The organism is Acinetobacter sp. GRABPA_MV_2 (assembly GCF_056725885.1).
In genome coordinates, this window is the sequence record NZ_JBWZNA010000003.1 from 214064 (window position 1) to 236683 (window position 22620).

The window sequence follows — 22620 nt, forward strand, 5'->3', positions numbered from 1 at the left end:
GAAATCTAAAAGATAGATGAAATATTATTTTTCTATGGAATAAAAATTGGTCTCAAAGGATATAGAGCAATGTTCATAGAAATCGGTGACTTTTTAAATCTTCGTTTAAAACAAATGGGTATCCAACATCTTTTTGGTGTACCTGGTGATTTTAACCTCTCATATCTAGAACAAGTTGAAGCAGACCCACAACTCGAATTTATTGGAAATTGTAATGAATTAAATGCTGCCTATGCAGCAGACGGTTATGCACGAATTAACGGTTTTTCTGCCTTGGCAACCACTTATGGTGTAGGTGACTTAAGTGCAATTAATGGTATTGCAGGCGCCTATGCAGAAAATGTACCTCTTATTCATATCTCAGGAATTCCGCCTTTACATGCGGTTCAAAAGGGCACACTAATACATCACACGCTTGTCGATGGTAACTACGACAATATTATGAACTGTATGAAAGAGTTCACAGTTGCCCAAACACGTTTAACTCCAGCAAATGCAGCCTTTGAAATTGACCGTGTATTACGTCAGTGTTTCCTTGAACGCCGTCCTGTGCACATTCAACTACCAGGCGATATTACTCACGTTAAGATTGAAGTATCTGAGCGTCCGCTTGACTTAAGCTACCCAGCTGTTGAACCTGAATTATTGCAGAGTGTGGTAAGCAAACTTTGTGACATTATTGCAAATGCTCAGAGTCCTGCACTTCTTATTGATAATGAAGCTTCAGTTTTTGGTGTAACTTCACTTTTAAATGATTTGTCTCAAAAATGCTCAATTCCATTTGCAGGCATGAATACTGCAAAAAATATTATGGATGAAGGCTCACCTCTTTACATCGGAACTTATGTGGGTGGAGCAAGCCAACCGCATGTAAAAAATATCATTGAACAATCTGACTGTTTAATTGGTGTTGGCGCGCGCTTTACCGATGTAGGCTCAGCTGTATTTACTCATCAAATTAAGACCAAGAACTACATCGAAATTAAATCTTATGGCTTGAATATTTTTGGTCAGGATTTTCCGGGTATTGAAATTGGACAATTACTTGTCGAGCTAAATAAAAAAGTTGCGCCACGTAAATCGACAATACCTCTTCTTGAAAAACAACCTCAGAAAGTAATTGAAGCGCCAGCTCAACAGAAGCTTAGCCAAGATGTGCTTTGGAACTACATTTCAGGGTTCTTAAAAGAAGATGATGTGATTATTGGTGAAGTGGGGACATCAAACTCTGCTTTGTCAGGAATAAAGCTTCCTGCCACAGCTAAATATATTGCACAGCCGCTTTGGGGTTCTATTGGTTACACCTTACCGGCTTTGCTTGGTAGTTTGTTGGCTGCTCCTGAACGTCGTCAAATTCTGTTTATTGGTGATGGTTCATTCCAGCTTACGGTACAAGAGCTTTCTACAATTATCCGTCACGGTTTAAAACCAATCATTTTCTTGCTGAACAATGGCGGCTACACCATTGAACGTTTAATTATGGGCGAAAACGCGGCCTATAACGATGTGCAAAACTGGAAATACACTGAAATTCCTGCGGTATTTAACGGTAAAAAAGGCCATACAACTTATGTGGTTGAAACCGTTGGCCAGCTGAAGAGCGTTTTAGACAATGTTCAGCAAAATGATCAATTAACCTTTATTGAATTAAAACTACCAGCAATGGATGCACCGGTGAGTTTGAAAAAATTTGCTTCTGTGATTGCACGTTTTGACTACGGTGATCGCGGCTACGAAATTTTAAAGGAGCGTTCCCAACCAGTTAAATGTAAGGATGCAATCTCTTTTTAAATAGAAGACAGGACACGTCTTCTCAAAAATTAAATGGACTCACATTACAGTAAATTTATGTCCGAAGATCGGTTCCTGATCTTCGGATGTGGTGCTGAATAAAGGTGTACAGGAAGTGACACCAACATTGGAGATAATGTTATGGATGCAAACAATAAGCACGAGTTAAAACAAGGCTTATCCAATCGGCATATTCAACTCATCGCACTCGGAGGGGCGATTGGTACAGGGTTATTCTTAGGTCTTTCCCAAACGATTAAACTGGCTGGTCCTTCAATTTTATTAGGATATGCAATTGCTGGAATTATTGCCTTTTTAATTATGCGTCATTTAGGTGAAATGGTTGTTGAAGAGCCGGTCAGTGGTTCTTTTAGTTATTTTGCGAACAAGTATTGGGGCAAAATGGCTGGTTTTATGTCTGGCTGGAACTATTGGGTATTGTACGTACTCGTCAGCATGGCTGAATTGAGTGCGATTGGGACGTTTATACAGTTTTGGTGGCCTGAAATTCCGACATGGCTGACTGCTTTATTTTTCTTTATTTTAATTAATGGCATTAACTTGGTAAATGTCCGCTTTTTTGGGGAGTCCGAATTTTTATTTTCCTGCATTAAAATTATTGCCATTTTAAGTATGATTGGTTTCGGTGCTTATCTTTTACTTTCAGGCTCAGCAGGTCCGCAAGCAGGTGTTGCAAATTTATGGCAACACGGTGGTTTCTTCCCACATGGGATTCACGGTTTTGTCATGGCTTTAGCTGTCATTATGTTTGCATTTGGCGGATTGGAATTAATTGGTATTGCTGCAGCTGAAACGAAGAAACCTGAAACGACTATACCTAAAGCAGTAAATCAGATTGTGTACCGTATTTTAATTTTTTATATCGGTGCAATCGGTATTCTTTTATGTCTTTATCCATGGAATATGGTGGCAGAAGGCGGCAGTCCATTTGTTATGATTTTCCAGTCACTCAATAGTAACGGTGTTGCGAACGTCTTAAACTTTGTGGTCTTGATTGCTGCTATTTCAGTTTATAACAGCTGTATCTATTGTAATAGTCGTATGTTGCATGGTTTGGCAGAGCAGGGTAATGCTCCTGCAATTTTGAAAAAAGTAAACAGTCGCGGTATTCCGGTTCCAGCAGCAGTTGTCTCTGCATCTATCACTGCAATATGTGTAGTTGTGAACTATCTGATTCCTGGTCAAGCTTTTCAGCTCTTTATGATGCTTGTGGTGGCTGCACTTGTTATTAATTGGCTCATGATTTCAGTGACTCATTTGAAATTTACTAAAGCAATGAAATTGCAAAAGCGTCAAACCAAATTTCAAAGCATCCTTAGCCCATGGAGTAACTATTTAACCATTAGCTTTGTATGTTTTATTCTTATTATTATGGCAATGACGCCAGATATGAGACTTGCCGTGATTTTAGGTCCAATTTGGCTGGCTGTTTTAGCGCTTACGTATTTATTAAAATATCGTAAAAAAATGGTTGCGATGCCAGAAGTACAATCGAGTTGATCGCTTAAATTGACAATCATATTGCGGTTACCTGACATAAGGCAAGTAACCCTTTATCTTTTGTCATATTATTTTCATGTTACAAAGAAATTATTATTTTTAGAAATATTTTAATAACCATTTCCTTAAACAAAAATTATTTTAATCATCAAACTAAAAATAACTAAATTATCGTTTTTTAATACATTTATAACATCTTTATTTTTTATATTTTATAAATACAAAAAACTTATATTTTTAATGAGTGTAATAATACAGACTAATATACACGGTAAAATACCTACTACGATTGAATTAAATAGTTGATAGTAGTCAAAAAATAATAATGTGACAATTAACAATATTGAAATCATTAAAGCGTCATCATACTGTAACTTAATTGTCATATTTTCTATTCACAATGCAGCTATTAAAGAGCGTACAAGCACTCAACAAAAAGTGACGTACAACCTATTGCATTAATGAGAGAGAACAGAATGCGCTTAAATCCACGTCAAATCGCAATTGCGTTAGCAGTAACTGGGGCAGCTGTAACAACGACTGCAAATGCAGCTCGTGATACGATTCAAATTGCTGGTTCTTCAACTGTATTACCGTTTGCCAGCGTTGTAGCTGAAGAGTTTGGTAATACTTTCCCTCAATTTAAAACTCCTGTAGTGGGTTCTGGCGGTTCTTCTGCTGGTTTGAAACAATTCTGTCAAGGTGTTGGCGATAACACAATTGACGTTGCGAACTCTTCTCGTAAAATTAAGAGTACTGAGATTCAAGCTTGTAACAAAGCTGGTGTAAAACAAATTCAAGAAATCAAAATTGGTTACGATGGTATTGTATTCGCGTCTAACTCAAACAAAGCGGCTTATAAATTAAAACCTTACCACGTGTTTGCTGCTTTAGCTGCACAGTTACCTTCAAAAGGTAAATTGGTTCCAAACCCATATACAAACTGGAATCAAATCGATAAAACACTTCCAAATGAACCGATTACTCTTGTAATTCCTGCATCTAACCACGGTACTCGTGAAGTTTTCCAAGAGAAAATGGTTGAAGCTGGTTGTGAAGCATATGAATACTTCAAGAGCTTAGATAAAGATGCTCAGAAGAAAGCATGTTCTACTTTCCGTAAAGATGGCCGTGTAATTGAAATCGCTGGTGACTATACAGAAACATTAGCACGCTTAAAAACTTCTCCAAGTGCAGTAGGTGTGTTTGGTTTAAGTTTCTATGACATGAACCGTGACAAGTTACGTGTAGCAACAGTAAACAACGTTGTTCCATCTGAGAAGACAGTATTGAATGGTACATATCCTGTATCGCGTCCATTGTACTTCTACGTGAAAGGCGAACACTTAAAATCAGTTAAAGGCTTACCGCAATTTGTAGAATATTTCGTAAGCAAGAAAGCGACTGGTAAAGGTTCTAAAGCTGAGCGTGATGGTTTAATCGCGATGTCTGATGCTGAACGTGCAAAAGTTTTGGCTGACTTTAAAGCAGGTAAAACTGTTAAATAAGTTAGTTTGAATGAAGGCTGGTGATCTTAAGAGTTCATCAGCCTTTTTGTCTAACTTGTTTTTCCAAATTATGACAATTGAGAAAACAGTGGAGAGTACATGAATCTGCTACTTATCGGTGTGTTGTTAGCCCTCGTGGCAATTGCATATCAACTTGGGCTGAGAAAGAGCCGTAACATAGCAGGTAAGGGAAGCAACTCGGCGACGTTACATTCTCGTCCTGGTTATTATGGCGCACTGGTTGGTCTTTGGTGCGGTATCCCTGCGTTTTTAATTTTGATCATTTGGAACTTAGTTGAACCAAGTATTTTAAATCATATTATTTTTAATAATATTCCGGCGTCTGTAAGTGCTTCTCTGGATGAAGCGGGTAGAAGTGTATTAGTTGATCGTGTTCAATCAATTGCTTCAGGCTTTGGGGTGAGTGATAAACCAGCAGCTTACGAATTAGCAGCTGCTCAACAGTTTTCCAAATTTCAAACGATTGGCTCTTTTGCCAAATTTGCTGTTGTAATTTGTGCTGCTTTATTAGGTTTGGTTTGGGCAAAGAAAAAAATCAGCCAACAATATCGTGCTCGTAACCAAGTTGAACGTGCCATTAACGTTGCTTTGATTTTATGTTCTGGTGTTGCGATTTTAACCACCATCGGTATCGTAATGTCGATGTTTGGCGAAGCAATGCACTTCTTCCGTTTTGTAAGTCCAATGGACTTTTTCTTTGGCACAGAATGGAACCCAGGCTTTAGTACTTCTGGCAATGCTGAAGGTAGTTATGGTTTATTACCATTGCTATGGGGCACGCTCATGGTCAGTGGTATCGCTCTACTCGTTGCTGTACCAGTTGGATTAATGATCGCAATTTATTTAGCTGAATATGCTTCACCATGGTTCCGCTCATGGGCAAAACCGACAATTGAGGTCTTAGCTGGTATTCCAACAATTGTTTATGGTGTATTTGCCATGATGATTATTGGACCATTCTTTAAAGCTGCGGGTGCTTATATTGGCTTAGAAATTAATGCGACGAGTGCTTTAACTGCTGGCTTTGTAATGGGAATTATGATTATCCCGTTTGTGTCATCTTTGTCTGATGACATTATTACTCAAGTCCCGCGTGCACTACGTGACGGTTCTTTAGGGCTGGGTGCGACTAAGTCTGAAACAATTCGTCAAGTCGTATTACCGGCAGCTTTACCGGGTATTACAGGTGCTTTCTTATTGGCAGTCTCTCGTGCGGTTGGGGAAACCATGATTGTGGTTTTAGCAGCAGGGAACAGTCCACTTTTACACGCAAATCCATTTGAAGCTGTTTCGACAGTGACAGTCACTATTGTAAAACAGTTGACTGGAGATACAGACTTCTCAAGTCCGCAAGCATTGGTTGCATTCGCACTAGGTTTAACACTATTTGTTATTACCTTGGGATTAAATATTGTAGCACTGTACATTGTGCGTAAATACCGTGAGCAATACGAATGAGTACATCAAATACATCATCTCCTATGGATCAGAACGTATTTGATCCGAAAGCTGCTGCTGAAACACGTGAACGACGTAAACAGGTTATTGAAAAATCTTTGGCTAAACGCCATCGCAAAGAAAAAGCTTTCCGTTTTGCGGGTTTATCGGCAGTCGTTATTGGTCTTGCATTTGTTGCTCTCTTGTTCGGTAGTATTTTGGCAAAAGGTTTACCTGCTTTTTGGCAAACAAGTATGAATGTTCCAATTTACTTTGACCCTAAAGTAATTGATGCAGGTCCAGTGCCTGTACGTACTCAAGGTGAAACACCTGCGCATTACCAAGAACGTTATGTTGATTGGCAAACTAAAATGGGTATGGTGGATTGGGATGGCATCATTGTAAATGGAATGATTGCTAAAGATCCTGCACTTGCCTCACAACGTGACTACCTGAGCAGCTTATATGCAAGCTCGGAAGCTTATCGCCTGCGTGATATGGTCTTTGCAGATCCATCATTAATCGGTAAAAAAGAAAATATTACCTTCTTAGGTGATGCGAATGTCGATGTTTGGTTAAAAGGTAATATTGATCGTTCATTACCAGATGATCAGCAACAACTTGATCCAGAAGTGCGTAAGCTTGCCGATGAGTTAAAAGCAAAAGGTGTTCTTGAAAGTACCTTTAATACGACTTTATTTAAGAATCCTGACTCTCGTAGTTCTCCGGCAATTAGTGGTCTTGCAGGTGCATTCATGGGTTCATTGTTCATGATGCTCATCGTGATCATCATTGCGATCCCAATTGGTGTTGCCAGCGCAATCTATCTCGAAGAGTTTGCTCCAAAAAATGTTCTTACAGACATTATTGAAGTTAACATCAATAACCTTGCTGCTGTTCCTTCAATTGTATTTGGTTTACTCGGCGCAGCAATTTTCATTGGTTGGATGCATTTACCTTTATCAGCTCCGCTAGTGGGTGGATTGGTTTTAAGCTTAATGACACTACCAACTGTCATCATTACCACGCGTGCTTCATTAAAAGCTGTGCCGCCTTCTATTCGACAAGCTGCACTTGGTTTGGGAGCTTCTAAGTTCCAAACGATTTTCCACCATGTTTTACCGTTGGCATTACCGGGCATTATGACAGGTGCAATTATTGGTGTTGCCCATGCACTTGGTGAAACAGCACCTTTACTTTTAATCGGGATGAGTGCATTCGTTGCAAGTATTCCAACAACACCATTTGATCAAGCCACTGCTTTACCTGTCCAAGTTTACTTATGGCAAGGTAATGAGTTGCGTAACTTCTTCGAAGGCCGTACTGCCGCTGCGATTATCGTACTACTTGCATTAATGATTGGTTTAAACAGTCTTGCAATTTGGTTACGTAAAAAGTTCGAAGTGCGTTGGTAATAGAGGATAAATCATGAATACTATTGATATTACGAATTCCTTAGAAAAGGATAAGTTAGTGAATACTGAACAATCGCAATTTACAGATAAACCGCTGAATCATGGCACTTCGTATGTTTCGCATTTTGAACCACACACTTCAAAAAAGCAGAACTCAACTGAAATCAAGATTAGTGCTCAAGATGCCCATGTTTATTATGGTGATTTTGAAGCCATTAAAGGTATTGATCTAGATATTTACCAAAACGAAGTGATCGCGTTTATTGGCCCATCAGGTTGTGGTAAATCGACCTTTCTTCGTACTTTAAACCGTATGAATGACACCATTGATGGTTGCCGTGTAACAGGTAAAATTACACTCGATAATCACAATATTTATGACCCAAATCTAGACGTTGTATTGTTGCGTGCTCAGGTTGGTATGGTGTTCCAAAAGCCAAACCCATTCCCTAAATCTATTTTTGACAACGTGGCTTATGGCCCAAAACTTCATGGTTTAGCACGTGATAAGTACGATCTAGAGGAAATTGTTGAAAACAGCTTACGTAAAGCTGGTTTGTGGGACGAGGTTAAGGACCGTTTGAACCAGCCTGGTACAGGCTTATCAGGTGGTCAGCAACAGCGTTTATGTATTGCTCGTACCATTGCTGTTAGCCCTGAAGTGATTTTAATGGACGAACCGTGTTCTGCACTCGATCCAATTGCAACAGCAAAAGTAGAAGAACTCATTTCTGAGTTGTCTAATCAATTCACAATTGTGATTGTGACTCACTCAATGCAACAAGCTGCACGTGTTTCTGATCGTACTGCTTATTTCCATTTAGGTGATTTGATTGAAGTTAACTCAACTGAAAAAGTCTTCACTCAACCTGACCATCAGTTAACAGAAGCGTATATTACTGGACGTTTCGGTTGATTAATAATCAATAAAAGAAAAAGAGCCATGTGCTCTTTTTTTATTTTATAAATGAAAATGACTCTATTTTGCAAAAACGCTATTGAATTTTAATCAAAAGGACCACATCTTAAGGCTATAAAAGATAACTTATGAGCTTAGAATTTTATGTTATTCCATTTGCCTAAACTCCCTGCAGAAATACGTGTTAGTCATTTAAATGCACGTGTAAATGAACAGAGAAAAAAAATTGCACAAACTACGGCAAGCCGTTTAGAACTTTTACAATTAGCTCAACAACTTGCTAAAGAAGCTAAAATTCGCCGTAAAAATAATCAGAAAATTTTTGTTTTAGATTTCAAGGGTGATATTCAAGCTTCGGCAGTTGAAAACTTGCGTGAAGAAATTACTCTGATTTTAGCAACTGCTAAAGCAGGACGTGACCGTATTGTAGTTCGTCTCGAAAGCCCAGGTGGTATGGTCCATGGCTATGGTCTGGCAGCAGCTCAGTTGGTGCGTTTGCGTGATGCTGGTTTTCATGTGACTATCTGCGTAGATAAAGTCGCTGCGAGTGGCGGCTATATGATGGCATGTATTGCAAATGAAATTATTGCAGCGCCGTTTGCTATTGTTGGTTCAATAGGTGTGGTTGCTCAAGTTCCAAACTTTAATCGCCTTTTGAAAGAACACAATGTGGATTTTGAGCTTTACACAGCAGGCCAGTATAAGCGTACTGTAACTATGTTTGGTGAAAATACGCCTGAAGGTAAAGCGAAGTTTGAAGAAGAGCTTCAACAAACTCATGTTTTATTTAAACACTTTGTAGAAAAGTACCGCCGACAGCTTAATGTTGATAAAGTGGCTACAGGTGAGCATTGGTATGGAGAAGATGCTCTAGATCTTAACCTTGTTGATAAACTGCAAACATCTGATGAGTATTTATTAGCTTTATTGCCACAACATGATGTGTATGTCATTAATACACGTAAGAAAGCGACCTTAGGTGAAAAGCTGGGTTTACAGGCAGCGCAAATGGCAGATAGTTTGATCCCTACTGTCATGAACAAGGTAATGGAAAGCCTAGCAAAAGCGAACACGACGCTTGTGCAGGTACGTGATCCAAAACTATAAGTTTATCTAATTCAAATGTTATAAAGGACCAGCTTAAATGCTGGTTTTTTTATAAAGATAATATTCAAAGTTGTCTTATTAAATACGCTTAGATTTTTAATAGAAAGTAAAAAATAATTATTGATAAATATGCTTTTTGAATTGTGATAAACACATGGTTTTGATATTTTAAACAGCAATAAAATAGCTTTTAGATGAACCATTTAAAAAGTTAGACATTTAAAAATATAACTGAAATTTAGGACAGGAAATAATGACAAGAATAATTGTAGCATCCAAAGAGGGTTTGGACGTTCTGCAAGATGGTCAGCTCAATAAGGTCGTGTTAAGTAAACCTTCTATTATTCAAATTGGCGTAAGTCAAAAAGATATAGCATCGGTGGAAAAACAAGGTGGAAGTCTAGTCGTCCATTTAAAAAATGGAGAGACCATTTTCTTAGAAAATTTCTTTAATGAAGTAACGAATACAACAGAACATTCACTTGTTCTTCCGACTGAGCATGGAAAATTTGTTGAGGCACAATTTGATGCTCAAGGTAAGGTGATCGACTATACAGGTTTAAACCATGTCACAGATTTAGCCTATACGAGTACGAGCCAACCAGCTTCGACAATGGCGGTTGATGATTCCCCAACTTTTTCGATGGGTAACGTGCTAAAAGCTGGTTTGGCGGTTTTAGCTGCTGAAGGTTTATATCTTTGGGCTTTTGATAACGATGACAAAGATGACTCTTCAGGACCAGTAGATATCTTAGCTCCTGCTGCACCGACTGCTACTGTTGCTAATGATACTGTTACGGTTAATGGTAAAGCAGAAGCAAATGCAAAAATTTATCTTAAAGATGCTGCTGGAAATACAGTCGCAACGGGTGTGGCAGATGCGAGTGGTAATTTTACAATTAAACTCGATAAGCCTTTAGCAAATGGAAATAAATTAAATGTTTTTGCTGAGGATGCTGCTGGCAATATGTCTAAAGCTGGTGTTGTGACGGGTAGTAAAGACACAATTGCTCCAGATGCTCCCCAAGCTCAGCTGAGTGATGATGGTTCATTGGTAACAGGTAAAGCTGAAGCAAATGCAAAAATTACTGTTTATGATGCTGGTGGTAACGTATTAGGCACTGTAACTGCGAATAAAGATGGTATTTTTTCTTTAAAGCTTACTCCTCCATTGACGAGTGACGCCGGAGGAAAAGTTATAGCTGAAGATGCTGGTGGTAATAAATCTGAACCGACTAAAATTATTGCAGGAAAGGATACTTTCGCTCCGGATGTTCCTTTAGTTGAAGTAAATAAAGAAGGCACCACGGTTGAAGGACAAACTGAGCCTAATGCAAAAGTTCAGATAAAAGATGCTGATGGTAAAGTGATTGGAACTGGTACCGCAAACGCACAAGGTGAGTTTCAAATCACGCTTTCGCCTGCATTAAAAGAGTCCCAAAAGGCAACAGTTATTGTTGAAGATGCAGCAGGTAATACCTCTAAACCTTTAGAAGTTTCTTCAAGTTATGACTCCATTGCACCTGAGAAGCCTGTTGCTCAGATTAATGCTGATGGCACAACCGTAACAGGTACAACCGAAGCAAATGCAAAAGTTGAAATCAAAGATACGACAGGTAAGGTCATTGGTACGGGAACGGCAGATGCAAATGGAAAATTTACAATTACGATTTCGCCTGCTTTAACTGATAACAAACATGCTTCAGTTTCGGCGATTGATAGTGCAGGCAATAAATCTGAGGTTCTTGATATTATTGGTACTAAGGACACAACCCCACCTGCAAAACCTATTTTAAATAGTGTGGATGATGATGTTGGTGCTCTAAAAGGTGCGATTACTGCTGGTTCAGAAACTGACGATGCAAGACCAAAGCTCACAGGCTCAGGTGAGGCAAATGCAACTTTAACCATTTATGATAATGGTGTTGCTATTGGGATTGTAAATGTAAGTAGTAGTCGATCATGGAGCTTTACGCTCGATAAAGACTTAGCAATTGGTAAACATACTATTACTTTAACTCAAACAGATGCAGCAGGCCTTACAAGTGAAGTGAGTTCACCATTTACGTTTTATGTGGTCGCTCCAAAGGCTGCCAGTTTAAGTGAGTTAGCTGTTGATACTGCTCATACAGAAACTGTATCTGTTGCTGATAGTGTTGGGTTAAATACATTAAAGTTAGTACAAAGCACAACAAATGAAACGGATAGCCAAGAGCAGAAATCTGTGCCATTAGATGATTTGTTAAAAAGCTCTACGTCTCGTGAACCAGACCCAATTGAAGCTCTTTTGTCTTCAGCGGCATTAAAGCCTACTCAGGTAAATGATCAGAGTGATATAACTACGAACGCTAGTAATATTACTCCCAATCTTGAGCATGTTTTACCTGATACGACTTCTTCGGTTTTACAAAGCCTTTTAGAACAAACCTATCCTGTTGTTTAAAGTGATCTTAAAAAAAGCGCTCATTGAGCGCTTTTTTATTTATGAGTTATTTGTTTTGGAGGGAAGCATCAGTGCAATAAGTCCATAGAAAATGGCACCAATGGTCGCTAACAACATATCTTTATGGGCATCCCACATATCGCCTTGTTGCCCATTATAATTTTCGGCTTCTTCCGGAGATAGTCCAATAGCAATTGCCCACTCAATAAGTTCATATAAAACACTTGAAGCCATTACAAATTGAACCACTAGCAAAAATAGGCTGAATGGCTTTACTGATGGTAACCACACCTGAAACACGCGATAAGTAAGAGGGTAGAGACAAATACCATAGGCAAGATGAACCAAACGATCATACATATTACGGGACCAACCCATGTATTGATCTAAATTAAAATTGAATGCTTGTTGTATCCAATCATTGTATGGAACATATGAATACAGATAATGCGCACCAACAATATGGATGAGTAAAAACAGTAAATAGAAAATAAAACTTAAAAAATCGAGTCCAATCTTCTTAAAAATAACAAAGAGCAAAATCAACATAAACACTGTGCCCGCTTGATGAAGTAAATATGCTTCAAATTCAAGAGGGTGAATAGCTGAAATGACAATCGCAATCAAAAGCAAGCCAAGAGCAATATAGTGTTTAAGTTTGAATTGTTTTTCGATCATTTTATAAAGACTTTATTGTGATTTATATCAGTGTAATAAAAAAGCGAAGCCTAAGCTCCGCTTTTTGTAAACTTTTTAATTAGATTTTGCTAATTAAATCGTTAATTTGTTTCGCTTGTTCGGCTGCATTACCTGTGTAAGTTGCAGGCGTAAGTTCAGCTAAACGCGCACGTTCTTCGCTTGGTACTTGAGCGAGTTCATCACCATTTACGAAATTAACCATCATGTCACGAGTCATTGCCTGACCACGAGTTAATGCTTTTAATTTTTCGTATGGTTTTTCAATGTTGTAGCGACGCATTACCGTTTGAATTGGTTCAGCTAAAACTTCTTGAGCTTGGTCTAAATCTTCATTTAAACGGTTTGCATTTAACTCAAGTTTACCAACACCTTTTAAACACGCATCGAAAGCAATTAAGCTTTGTGCAAAACCAACACCCATATTACGTAGTACAGTTGAGTCAGTTAAGTCACGCTGCCAGCGTGAAATTGGTAATTTTTCACCTAAGTGAGCCAATACTGCATTTGCAATACCTAAGTTACCTTCAGAGTTTTCAAAGTCAATTGGGTTAACTTTGTGTGGCATAGTTGATGAACCAACTTCGCCTTCTTTCAATTTTTGTTTGAAGTAACCTAGAGAGATGTAACCCCATACGTCACGGTTAAAGTCGATTAAAATCGTATTAAAACGACGTAACGCATCAAATAACTCTGCCATGTAGTCATGTGGTTCGATTTGAGTTGTATAAGGGTTGAATGTTAAACCTAAAGATTCAACAAAAGCTTGTGCGTGAGCAGCCCAATCAACATCTGGATAAGCAGAAAGGTGAGCATTGTAGTTACCTACAGCACCATTGATTTTGCCCAGCAATTCAACATTTTCAAATTGTTTGATTTGACGAGCTAAACGGTATGCCACATTCGCCATTTCTTTCCCCAAAGTTGTTGGGCTGGCAGTTTGACCGTGTGTACGAGACAACATAGGTTGTTCAGCGTGAGTCGTTGCCAAAGCAGAGATCGCATTAAGGATTTGCTTCATGCTTGATACTAAAACTTCACGACCATTTTTAAGCATAAGCGCGTGAGACAAGTTGTTGATGTCTTCTGAAGTACATGCAAAGTGAATGAATTCACCCGCATTTTGCAATTCAGCGATACCAGCGATCTTCTCTTTTAAGAAATACTCAACTGCTTTAACGTCATGGTTAGTCGTACGTTCAATCTCTTTAATGCGGTTCGCATCTTCTTCAGAGAAGTTGCTAACAATTGCATCTAAAGCTGCATTTGTTTCGTTTGAAAAAGGTGCAACTTCAACAATTTCTGGACGGTTAGAAAGTGCTTGTAACCAACGCACTTCTACAGTGACACGAGCATGGATTAAACCAAACTCAGAAAGAAAAGGGCGTAGCGCATCACATTTGCTGGCATAACGTCCATCTAATGGTGATAGAGCGGTTAAAGCGTTCATAACGATTCCTTAATGTTGGAATAAACATAAAACTAAAAAAATCTCGTTTATAGTCTTAAACGACTTGGTACTGTAAACGAGCAAGTGCTTGAATATCCTGTAGCAATTTACGTTTGCTAAAAATCATGTTCCATGAACTACCGCCGAGTTGTCGCCATAAATGGGCCATTTGTAAGCCAGTAAACAAACAAGCACGGATGCGGTTAGTATGGTTGGTATCTTTAAATGCTTCTGCATTACCACGAACTAAAATTCGTGGGTTAATCTGCCCAGCCGTATCAACATAAGTTTGAGCCAAATTGGCTAAAATGCTTGGGTGTAGGTAGTTATTATCAAAAAAAGACAGCTGTTTTAAAATTTTCTGCTGAGCTTTCTCGATGATTGCGACATATTCAGGATTGCTATAAACCTTTTTTTCTAACTGTAAAAGCGACATCGCATAAGACATTGGCAATTTAGCCGTACCCATTTTGGGAAGGCGAGACTTAGGCATGTTTGTAAAAGGTTGAGTAATACAATTTTCGAGTGTTTTAAGCCCTAAAGAAATATCTGCCAACTGATTAAAAAAATCTAAAGTTTGAACACCATTATTGACTGTAGGACGAATATTTAAACTTGCTTTGATTAATAGTTCAAAATAGAAGTTACCACTTTCACCAATACTTTGCTGACCCGTCATGGCTGTCATATGGGTGAGCTGGGTGGCCTGAAATACCCCAGCCAAGGCAAGGGCACGGTTTTGGCGAACATTCAAGGCTTGTGATTGTTGAAATGGTAACTCCACCATGCCATTCATTCCCTTAAATAAAATTTGGTGTAGGGGCATTTGTATGGTGAATGACACCCCCGCCTAAGCAAACTTCATCTGAATAAAATACAACGCTTTGCCCCGGTGTAACAGCACGTTGTGGTTCATCAAACTCAACGCGAACACCGTGTTCAGTGTTTTCATCAATAAAAATTGTACATGCCTGATCAGGTTGGCGATAACGCGTTTTAGCTGTACAGCGTAATCCTTCAATTGGAATATTTTGTTCACCCGCTACCCAGTCAATTGACTCACTCCACAGTTGAGTACTTTGCATGAGTGGGTGTTCATGTCCCTGACCAACAACGAGGCGATTATTGGCAAGATCTTTATGTAGTACGAACCATGCACCTTCAGCTGCACCTTTCAAACCACCTAGACCAATTCCACCACGTTGACCGAGCGTATAGTACATCAGACCGTGATGTTCACCAACTTCTTTACCTGTATCAAGTACAATTTTCCCAGGCTGAGCGGGTAAATATTGTTTAAGGAAGTCATTAAAACGACGTTCCCCAATAAAACAGATTCCTGTTGAGTCCTTTTTCTTGGCTGTAGCAAGATCAAGTTCTTCAGCAATTCTGCGAACTTCAGGTTTTTCGATTTCGCCTACTGGGAATAATGTTTTATTAATTTCTCTACCATGAACGGCATGTAAGAAATAGGTTTGGTCTTTATTGTTATCTACACCACGTAATAATGGTGCGTATGCTTCGCCTTTAGAGTTATATGCGGTTTCACCACGGCGTGCGTAATGACCCGTTGCGATAAAGTCTGCACCTAAAGTCATGGCATGATCTAAAAATGCACGGAATTTAATTTCTTTATTACATAAAATATCTGGGTTTGGCGTACGACCAGCAGCATATTCAGCTAGGAAAAGTTCAAACACGCGATCCCAATATTCCATAGCAAAGTTTGCTGTATGCAGCTTAATGCCGATTTTATCAGCTACCGCTTGGGCATCAGCTAAGTCTTCCATTGCCGTACAATATTCCGTGCCGTCGTCTTCCTCCCAGTTCTTCATGAAAAGTCCTTCAACTTGATAACCCTGTTGAAGTAAAAGTGCTGCAGAAACAGAAGAGTCTACACCACCAGACATACCGACGATGACACGTTGTTGCATAGGACTAGGCATCCAAATGAGAAGTTAATGAGGGAGAGAAGGGGTGCTCATAAATAAGCGATAAAGGATAATGGTGGCCTTTCATAGCATCTTCAATTGCTTTTAGCACAAGAGGGCTACGGGCACGGGCAGATTCTTTAAGTTCATCGGGCGTCATCCATACAGCAGCGATAATACCTGTGTCGAGTTGAGGATCACTTTCAACCTGAGTCACATGCGCTAGAAAACAGAAACGGTAATAAGTACGATCAGGAAACATTGGCGGGGTATAAGTATAAATACCAAGCAAGGCATCAATTTCAATATGATGGCCTGTTTCTTCAAGTGTTTCTCGAATAGCAGCTTCTGTTAATGACTCACCACATTCCACATGACCAGCAGGTTGGTTAAATACTGTGTGTACAAAACCTTCGCTATGCTCTTCAACAAATAGATAGCGTCCGTCTTTTTCTACGACTGTAGCAACAGTGACATGAGGAGTCCATGCGGCCATAAAAAAGCACCATGATTTAAAAGACGTATAATACGAAATTTAGGGGTTTTTGGCTACGGTGATCTGCTAAACGATATGAGCAATACGGCAAAAACCATATCGTTTAAAAATCAGAATTTTTAATACTCACAAACAAGATGGATAATTAATCTTTATCTGTTTGTGCAGCTTTATGATTATTTTGCACTTTTATATAATGTCTTGCTGAATAAGGAAGAAACGCTAGTTCTTTTTCAGTCAATGGTCGCACTTGTTGTACAGGGCTTCCTACATACAAATAACCACTTTTTAAGACTTTGCGTGGCGGAACTAAACTTCCAGCACCAATCATCACATCATCTTCAATAATTACGTCATCTAGAATAACGGTGTTGATTCCGACGAGAACACGATTACCGATGGTACAGCCATGTAAAGTCACATGGTGTCCAACCGTTACATCTTCACCAATAATCAGAGGTGAGCCATTCGGTTTTGCATCATTTTTATGGCTAACATGCAACATACAGTGGTCTTGTACGTTACTGTTTTTACCAATTTGAATACTATTTACATCACCACGGATGACTGCAAAAGGCCAAACAGAAACATTTTCAGCTAAGCTAACGTCACCAACCACAACAGCCATGTCATCGATATAACAGGTTGTATCTACTTGAGGGTGGTGTTCAAGATAAGGACGAATGTTCTTTGCCATGAGTAGTATCAAAATAAAATTTAGTCGAATTATAAAATAAAAAAGCACTCAGGCTAAATAGCATGAGTGCTTAATTCAACTATTCAAAAATTAGAATAAGTTGCTGAAGAATTGCTTGATATGGTCGATTAAACGAGCAAAGAAACCTGCTTCTTCAACTGGCTTTAATGCAACTAACGGCTTTTCAGCAATTACTTTGCCGTCTAGGCTAGCAACAAGTTTACCGACAACTTGACCTTTTTGAAGTGGTGCATTTAAGTTAGGTTGAACGACTAACTGAGTTTTAATGTCATCAGCTTTACCTTTAGGCATAGTCACACTAAAGTTTTCAGCCAAACCGACTTGAACTTCATCTTCTTTACCAAACCAAACTTTTGCTTTTGCAAGAACCTGATTTGCTGGTTGAACATTTGCAGTTTCAAAGTTGGCAAAGCCCCAAGCCAATAATGCACGTGTTTGATCAGCACGTTCAGACATGCTTGGAGTACCAAAAATCACTGAAATTAAACGCATTGGACCGCGTTTACTTGACGTTGTTAAGCAGTAACCTGCTTCATCTGTATGGCCTGTTTTTAAACCATCTACACTTGGATCTGTATAAAGCAAGGCATTACGATTACCTTGTTTAATACCATTAAAAGTAAATTCTTTTTCAGAGTAAATTGGATAGTATTTTGAACTGTCTTTAATAATATGTTGTGCTAACACAGCCATATCTTTTGCAGTTGAATAGTGACCTTCAGCTGGCATACCAGTTGAATTAATAAACTGGGTGTTTACCATGCCGATACGTTTTGCTTCCTGATTCATCATATGAGCAAACGTGCCTTCATTTCCGGCAATATGTTCAGCCATTGCTTTTGATGCATCATTACCTGACTGAATAATAATACCGCGGAGCATTTCTAGAACGGTCGCTGTACCATTTAAAGGAACATACATACATGATTCAGAACTACTGCCTTTACACCATGCAGATTCGTTCATACGAACCTGCTCATTTTCAGTGAGTTCACCTTTTAATAATTTTTGTTCAATGATGTAACTAGTCATCATTTTTGTCATAGACGCAGGTGCAAGCTTTTCGTTTTCATTTTTAGAAGCGAGAATTTGTCCTGTCTCATAATCCATTAATACATAAGACTTATTATTTAATTCTGGCGGAGCTGATAAGACAGTTGCTGCATAAGAAAAACTTGGTAAGAGGAGTAGTGCAGCAATAGCGCTTTTTCGAGTCATTCTAGGTAATTCCAATATCTTGTATGAAGCAGAAGAGCCTAGCATTTTAGGATAAAGCAAAGCCGACTTCTACGGGAGAAGTCGGCTTTTTCAAACAGTATTGTAACTCAAGAGTTTTTTACTAATTTAGTTTTGCGATTGATATGCTTTCACGTCTTGGCAAACTAATGTGTTTTGTTCATCACCGGCAGCTTTTGCATCGCTACGTGCTTCTTTTAAGTATTTCTTGAAAGCTTTGTCTTTACTACGTTTTTCTAATGCAGAAACAGCATCAGTTTCATTTGGTAGGTAGTCTTTAACTAAACGTTCATAGCCTTGAGCAAAATCAGCGTCTTTTTTACCAATCAAACTTGGACAAATTTCAGAAAGTACTTGAATTGCAGCTAATTCTTCAGGAGTTGTACCTTGTTGTGGAGTGACTTCAACAACATTTTCATTTTCGGTTTTCTTTTCAGTTGTTTTCTTCTTATCAGCAGCAAAACCAACTGTTGCCATGCTCATAAGTAAAACCAAAGAGAGCGATTGAACTAAGCTTTTCTTCATAAACATCGATAACCCGAAATAAAATTTTTAAATATGTCGTTAGCTTAACCAATTTAGAGTTTAAAAAAATGAAAAAAATGTATTGTTATGTTGGTTTTCTGCTTAATACCAAGCAGGAAACCAACAGTGAATAAAGCTCTAGCCTAAAAGAGTAATATCTATTCCTTATAATTGACGATCTCTTCGCAGAGCTCATGTTGCTCATGATGGTCCATTTGTTTTGCGGCAAGACGTGCTTCATTTAACAGATTTTTAAATTCATCATCGTTTTGTAGCGTCGCTAAGGTCATTGATTTATTTGAATAACCGCTTAAATACATCGCAATAATTTTTTGAGCATTTGACTCAAGTTTTTTATTTGTTCCGACGAAAGCTGGGCAGATTTCCTGCAAAACTTGTGTTGCGGCAATGTCATCTTTAATTAAGCTATCAGCCTCTTGTGTTGAGATGTCCTCATCTGCAAAAACCGCTTGCGTACACAATGTGATACTGATCCCCAATACCTGAAAAAAAGGAGCGAAAGTTTTCATTTTTTCACAATTTTATAATGCTATGGAGGCATAAATATATATAATTCAACAAATAATTCAATTGTGAAAACCCTTAGGTTTATTTGTAGAGAAAGATTTTAGTGAATATTTTGATAGCGAATGATGACGGTGTTTTTGCGCCAGGTATACAAGCTTTAGCTGAAGCATTAAGACCACTTGGACGCGTGGTTGTGGTTGCACCAGAAAGTGAAAGAAGTGGTTTTTCAAGTGCATTAACATTGGATCGACCATTACGCCCCATTCAAATTGCCGAAGATGTCTGGGCGGTGAATGGTACACCAGCAGATTGCGTTTATTTATCCATGAACGGTTTGTTTGATTTTGAGTTTGACTTGGTCGTGAGTGGAATCAATAGTGGTGCAAATTTGGGAGATGACGTTTTATATTCAGGAACAGTAGGGGCCGCTTTTGAAGGCCGCTTAATGAAACAGCCTGCAATAGCTGTGTCTTTAGCGGGCCCTGATGTGCGCGCTTATAACAATAAAGAAGATTATGCTCAGGCTGCTCAGTGGGTACATGATTTTATTGCAAGCGGATTACCATCTTTGCCTCCACGACATATCTTTAATATCAATATTCCTGATGTGCCGCAGTTAAAAGGAGCACAGATTACATATCAAGGGCGCCGTGCTCAATCTAAGCCTATTACTAGTCATGTCGATCCACGAGGCCGTCAAGTTTATTGGATTGGCTTAGCCGGTGAGGCGGTTACAGATCCGCAACGTGTTTCTAGCCAGATTCAATCTGATTTCTTTGCCGTTGCAAACGGTTATGTAAGTGTTACGCCTATTCAAATGGATGCAACAAATTATGCTGTTTTAGAAGATTTACAGATCAGTTTGAGTCAATAATTTGCCTCGAATGTTATAACTTTGTGAATAAAGAAAAAGAGGAACGTGTTTCCTCTTACTTTTTTGGTACTCTTAGCCGAAATGATTTGTAGCATTTAGTGAGGGAGATCAATGCATTTAATTGGGCAACAAAGCAGAGTGCATATCCAAAAAGACAAAATAATGAAAATTATGATGCTGTCTGTAGCGGTAGGTTTTACTGCGGTTATGGCAGGATGTGCGTCTAAACCACAAATTAATAATAGTTCTCGCTATGCAATGGCTCCTAACTATTACACAGTTCGTTCAGGTGATACTTTAAGTGGTATCGCAATGCGTTATGGCCTTGACTATATTAGTATTGCCGAAATGAATGATATTGCTCCGCCATATCGTATTTATGTTAATCAGTCTTTGCGTTTGAAGAAAGGTTCTTCACCAAGAACTGTATCTACGCAAGTCATGACTCAACCTGAGCAAATCAAACGTCAAACCATTGCTCTACCAACCACACAACCTGTTACCCCAGTAACTCAGCCTACAACGACCGCACCATCAACGAATACGACAGTGACTTCAGTTGCACCGAATTCTAGCCTACGTTGGATAAAACCGAACAATGGGCCAGTGATTCAAGGGTTTAATTTGGCAAATAATGTCAAAGGAATCCGTTATGGTGGAAATCAGGGTGACCCTATTTATGCTGCAGCAGATGGTCAAGTTGTCTACGCGGCAGATGGCTTAAAAGAATACGGCAATTTGGTTTTAATTAAGCATATTGACGGTTATATCAGTGCCTATGCCCACAATAGCAAGATGTTGGTGAAAAGTGGTGACAATGTAACTGCTGGACAAAAAATTGCCGAAATGGGCTCTACAGGAGCATCTCAGGTTATGCTTGAGTTCCAGATCCGTTTGGATGGCAAACCAATTAATCCTGTAAATCTTTTACCAAAATAGCTAATGCATAAAACTTAGGTTTCCTCGTATAATATAATTGGTTGCTTTCATTACAACAATAAGCATTTTTTTATAAATTTAGAATTAGATTTGAGGAAACCTATGTTAGATCAGCTTCGTGCGATGGGTGTTTTTGCTTGTGTGGTTGAAAAAAGTTCATTCAGTGGTGCGGCACGTGAATTAGGAATTACAACAAGTGCAGTGAGCCAGCAGATTCGCTCCCTCGAGCATGAAATGGATGTGATTCTATTACATCGCTCCACTCGTAAACTTAGTTTGACAGAAGCCGGACAGGCTTTTTTTTCAAGCTGTCAAGAGATGTTGGCGGCGGCTGAAAGGGGAAAAATCAGAATTAATGAGTTGAGGGATGACTTAATTGGGGATTTGCGTATAGCAACAACTCCTGATTTAGCAGTTCAGCACATTATTCCTGCATTATCTCACTGGATGTCAGCTCATCGCGGTTTATCTGTGCATTTTGAGGTTGGACATCGTTATATCGATTTGATTGAAGAGCGAATAGATATTGCAGTACGTATGAGCTCTACTCCAGTAGAAGAGAGTAGCTCTGTCATTCCAATGGCTTTTGTAGATCAAATTTTAGTAGCTTCTCCAAGTTATCTAAATCAGTCTAGTCCAATTGTGCATCCTAATGATTTAAGAGATCATGAGTTATTGTCGATCAATGTCATGAATGACGCACATCATTTCCATTTTCACCATGTAAAAACAGGTGAAACACTTAATGTTGAAATGCAGAGCCGTTTGCAGAGCAATAATTTACAAGTTGCAAAGGCGTTATGTCAGCAAGGGCATGGTATTGCACGAATTCTATATTTAGATGCTCAAAAAGAGTTAAAAAATGGTTCTTTGATTGAACTCATGCCAGATTGGAAATTACCAACATTTACTTTGTATGCAGAAGTTGCCAAACATGATCAACAACCAATGAAAATTCAGCGCTGTGTTGAAGCACTTAAACAATATTTTAGTCAATTAGCAGGAGGACGAGCGATCCAAATCGTTCGCTAATTTTGCCACTCTAAAAGTAAAAAGGGCCTGTAT

20 protein-coding genes are annotated in these 22620 nt (G+C 38.8%); 11 read left to right on the plus strand and 9 right to left on the minus strand.

All coding sequences use genetic code 11. The features are described from left to right. Window positions 1-69 precede the first annotated feature (69 nt). The 8 genes from ACXM0J_RS04645 to blp2 all read left to right on the plus strand — a co-directional run bounded on the left by ACXM0J_RS04645 (window position 70) and on the right by blp2 (window position 12162). Window positions 70-1791, plus strand: coding sequence for an alpha-keto acid decarboxylase family protein (locus tag ACXM0J_RS04645; protein WP_086265412.1), 1722 nt, complete (start codon window positions 70-72; stop codon window positions 1789-1791). Between the two features lie 141 nt (window positions 1792-1932). Beyond that, complete coding sequence (locus tag ACXM0J_RS04650) at window positions 1933-3312, plus strand: amino acid permease (RefSeq protein WP_086265411.1); 1380 nt, start codon at window positions 1933-1935, stop codon at window positions 3310-3312. 476 nt (window positions 3313-3788) lie between these two features. Beyond that, window positions 3789-4820, plus strand: coding sequence for a substrate-binding domain-containing protein (locus ACXM0J_RS04655; RefSeq protein ID WP_086265410.1), 1032 nt, complete (start codon window positions 3789-3791; stop codon window positions 4818-4820). 99 nt (window positions 4821-4919) lie between these two features. Beyond that, a complete protein-coding gene (gene pstC, locus ACXM0J_RS04660; protein WP_086265409.1) occupies window positions 4920-6299 on the plus strand; it encodes a phosphate ABC transporter permease subunit PstC in 1380 nt (459 codons plus the stop codon). Further along, window positions 6296-7693, plus strand: coding sequence for a phosphate ABC transporter permease PstA (gene pstA / locus ACXM0J_RS04665; protein WP_213034430.1), 1398 nt, complete (start codon window positions 6296-6298; stop codon window positions 7691-7693). The genes pstC and pstA overlap by 4 nt, the downstream gene beginning before the upstream one ends. Window positions 7694-7706: 13 nt before the next feature. Next, window positions 7707-8609: a phosphate ABC transporter ATP-binding protein PstB gene (gene pstB / locus ACXM0J_RS04670; RefSeq protein ID WP_086265407.1), complete on the plus strand. Its 903-nt coding sequence runs from the start codon at window positions 7707-7709 to the stop codon at window positions 8607-8609. Window positions 8610-8756: 147 nt separating this feature from the next. After that, window positions 8757-9719 (plus strand): protease SohB, encoded by a 963-nt coding sequence (gene sohB, locus ACXM0J_RS04675; RefSeq protein WP_086265406.1) that lies wholly within the window; start codon window positions 8757-8759, stop codon window positions 9717-9719. 253 nt (window positions 9720-9972) lie between these two features. Then, window positions 9973-12162 carry an Ig-like repeat protein Blp2 gene (gene blp2, locus ACXM0J_RS04680; RefSeq protein ID WP_139841479.1) on the plus strand — a complete coding sequence of 730 codons (2190 nt, stop codon included), beginning with the start codon at window positions 9973-9975 and terminating at the stop codon, window positions 12160-12162. A gap of 39 nt (window positions 12163-12201) precedes the next feature. Here the strand turns inward: blp2 and ACXM0J_RS04685 are convergent, their stop codons facing one another. The 9 genes from ACXM0J_RS04685 to ACXM0J_RS04725 all read right to left on the minus strand — a co-directional run bounded on the left by ACXM0J_RS04685 (window position 12202) and on the right by ACXM0J_RS04725 (window position 19744). Then, window positions 12202-12840 (minus strand): DUF2238 domain-containing protein, encoded by a 639-nt coding sequence (locus tag ACXM0J_RS04685; RefSeq protein WP_086265405.1) that lies wholly within the window; start codon window positions 12838-12840, stop codon window positions 12202-12204. Between the two features lie 79 nt (window positions 12841-12919). Next, window positions 12920-14308, minus strand: coding sequence for an adenylosuccinate lyase (gene purB / locus ACXM0J_RS04690; protein ID WP_017387268.1), 1389 nt, complete (start codon window positions 14306-14308; stop codon window positions 12920-12922). A 55-nt stretch (window positions 14309-14363) separates the two neighbouring features. Then, the gene (hflD, locus tag ACXM0J_RS04695) at window positions 14364-15095 is read right to left on the minus strand and encodes a high frequency lysogenization protein HflD (protein ID WP_068563452.1); all 732 of its coding nucleotides are present in this window, start codon (window positions 15093-15095) and stop codon (window positions 14364-14366) included. A 13-nt stretch (window positions 15096-15108) separates the two neighbouring features. Next, entirely contained in the window at window positions 15109-16242 is a 1134-nt protein-coding gene (gene mnmA, locus ACXM0J_RS04700) for a tRNA 2-thiouridine(34) synthase MnmA (RefSeq protein ID WP_086265404.1), read from the minus strand. Window positions 16243-16246: 4 nt separating this feature from the next. After that, a complete protein-coding gene (locus ACXM0J_RS04705) occupies window positions 16247-16735 on the minus strand; it encodes an NUDIX hydrolase (RefSeq protein ID WP_086265403.1) in 489 nt (162 codons plus the stop codon). Between the two features lie 145 nt (window positions 16736-16880). Next, window positions 16881-17432 (minus strand): gamma carbonic anhydrase family protein, encoded by a 552-nt coding sequence (locus tag ACXM0J_RS04710; protein WP_086265402.1) that lies wholly within the window; start codon window positions 17430-17432, stop codon window positions 16881-16883. 90 nt (window positions 17433-17522) lie between these two features. After that, on the minus strand, window positions 17523-18671 hold the full coding sequence (gene dacC, locus ACXM0J_RS04715) for a D-alanyl-D-alanine carboxypeptidase PBP5/6 (protein WP_086265401.1): 1149 nt from the start codon (window positions 18669-18671) through the stop codon (window positions 17523-17525). A gap of 126 nt (window positions 18672-18797) precedes the next feature. Continuing rightward, window positions 18798-19220: an MCR_0457 family protein gene (locus ACXM0J_RS04720; protein ID WP_016806044.1), complete on the minus strand. Its 423-nt coding sequence runs from the start codon at window positions 19218-19220 to the stop codon at window positions 18798-18800. A 152-nt stretch (window positions 19221-19372) separates the two neighbouring features. Further along, window positions 19373-19744 carry an MCR_0457 family protein gene (locus tag ACXM0J_RS04725; protein WP_086265400.1) on the minus strand — a complete coding sequence of 124 codons (372 nt, stop codon included), beginning with the start codon at window positions 19742-19744 and terminating at the stop codon, window positions 19373-19375. Window positions 19745-19845: 101 nt separating this feature from the next. On the opposite strand from ACXM0J_RS04725, the gene surE reads away from it, so the two are divergent. From surE to ACXM0J_RS04740, 3 genes are all read left to right on the plus strand, one after another. Continuing rightward, window positions 19846-20616 carry a 5'/3'-nucleotidase SurE gene (surE, locus tag ACXM0J_RS04730; RefSeq protein WP_086265399.1) on the plus strand — a complete coding sequence of 257 codons (771 nt, stop codon included), beginning with the start codon at window positions 19846-19848 and terminating at the stop codon, window positions 20614-20616. Window positions 20617-20727: 111 nt separating this feature from the next. Further along, window positions 20728-21555: a peptidoglycan DD-metalloendopeptidase family protein gene (locus ACXM0J_RS04735; protein WP_086265398.1), complete on the plus strand. Its 828-nt coding sequence runs from the start codon at window positions 20728-20730 to the stop codon at window positions 21553-21555. A 102-nt stretch (window positions 21556-21657) separates the two neighbouring features. Further along, entirely contained in the window at window positions 21658-22587 is a 930-nt protein-coding gene (locus ACXM0J_RS04740) for a LysR family transcriptional regulator (protein ID WP_086265397.1), read from the plus strand. Window positions 22588-22620: the final 33 nt, after the last annotated feature.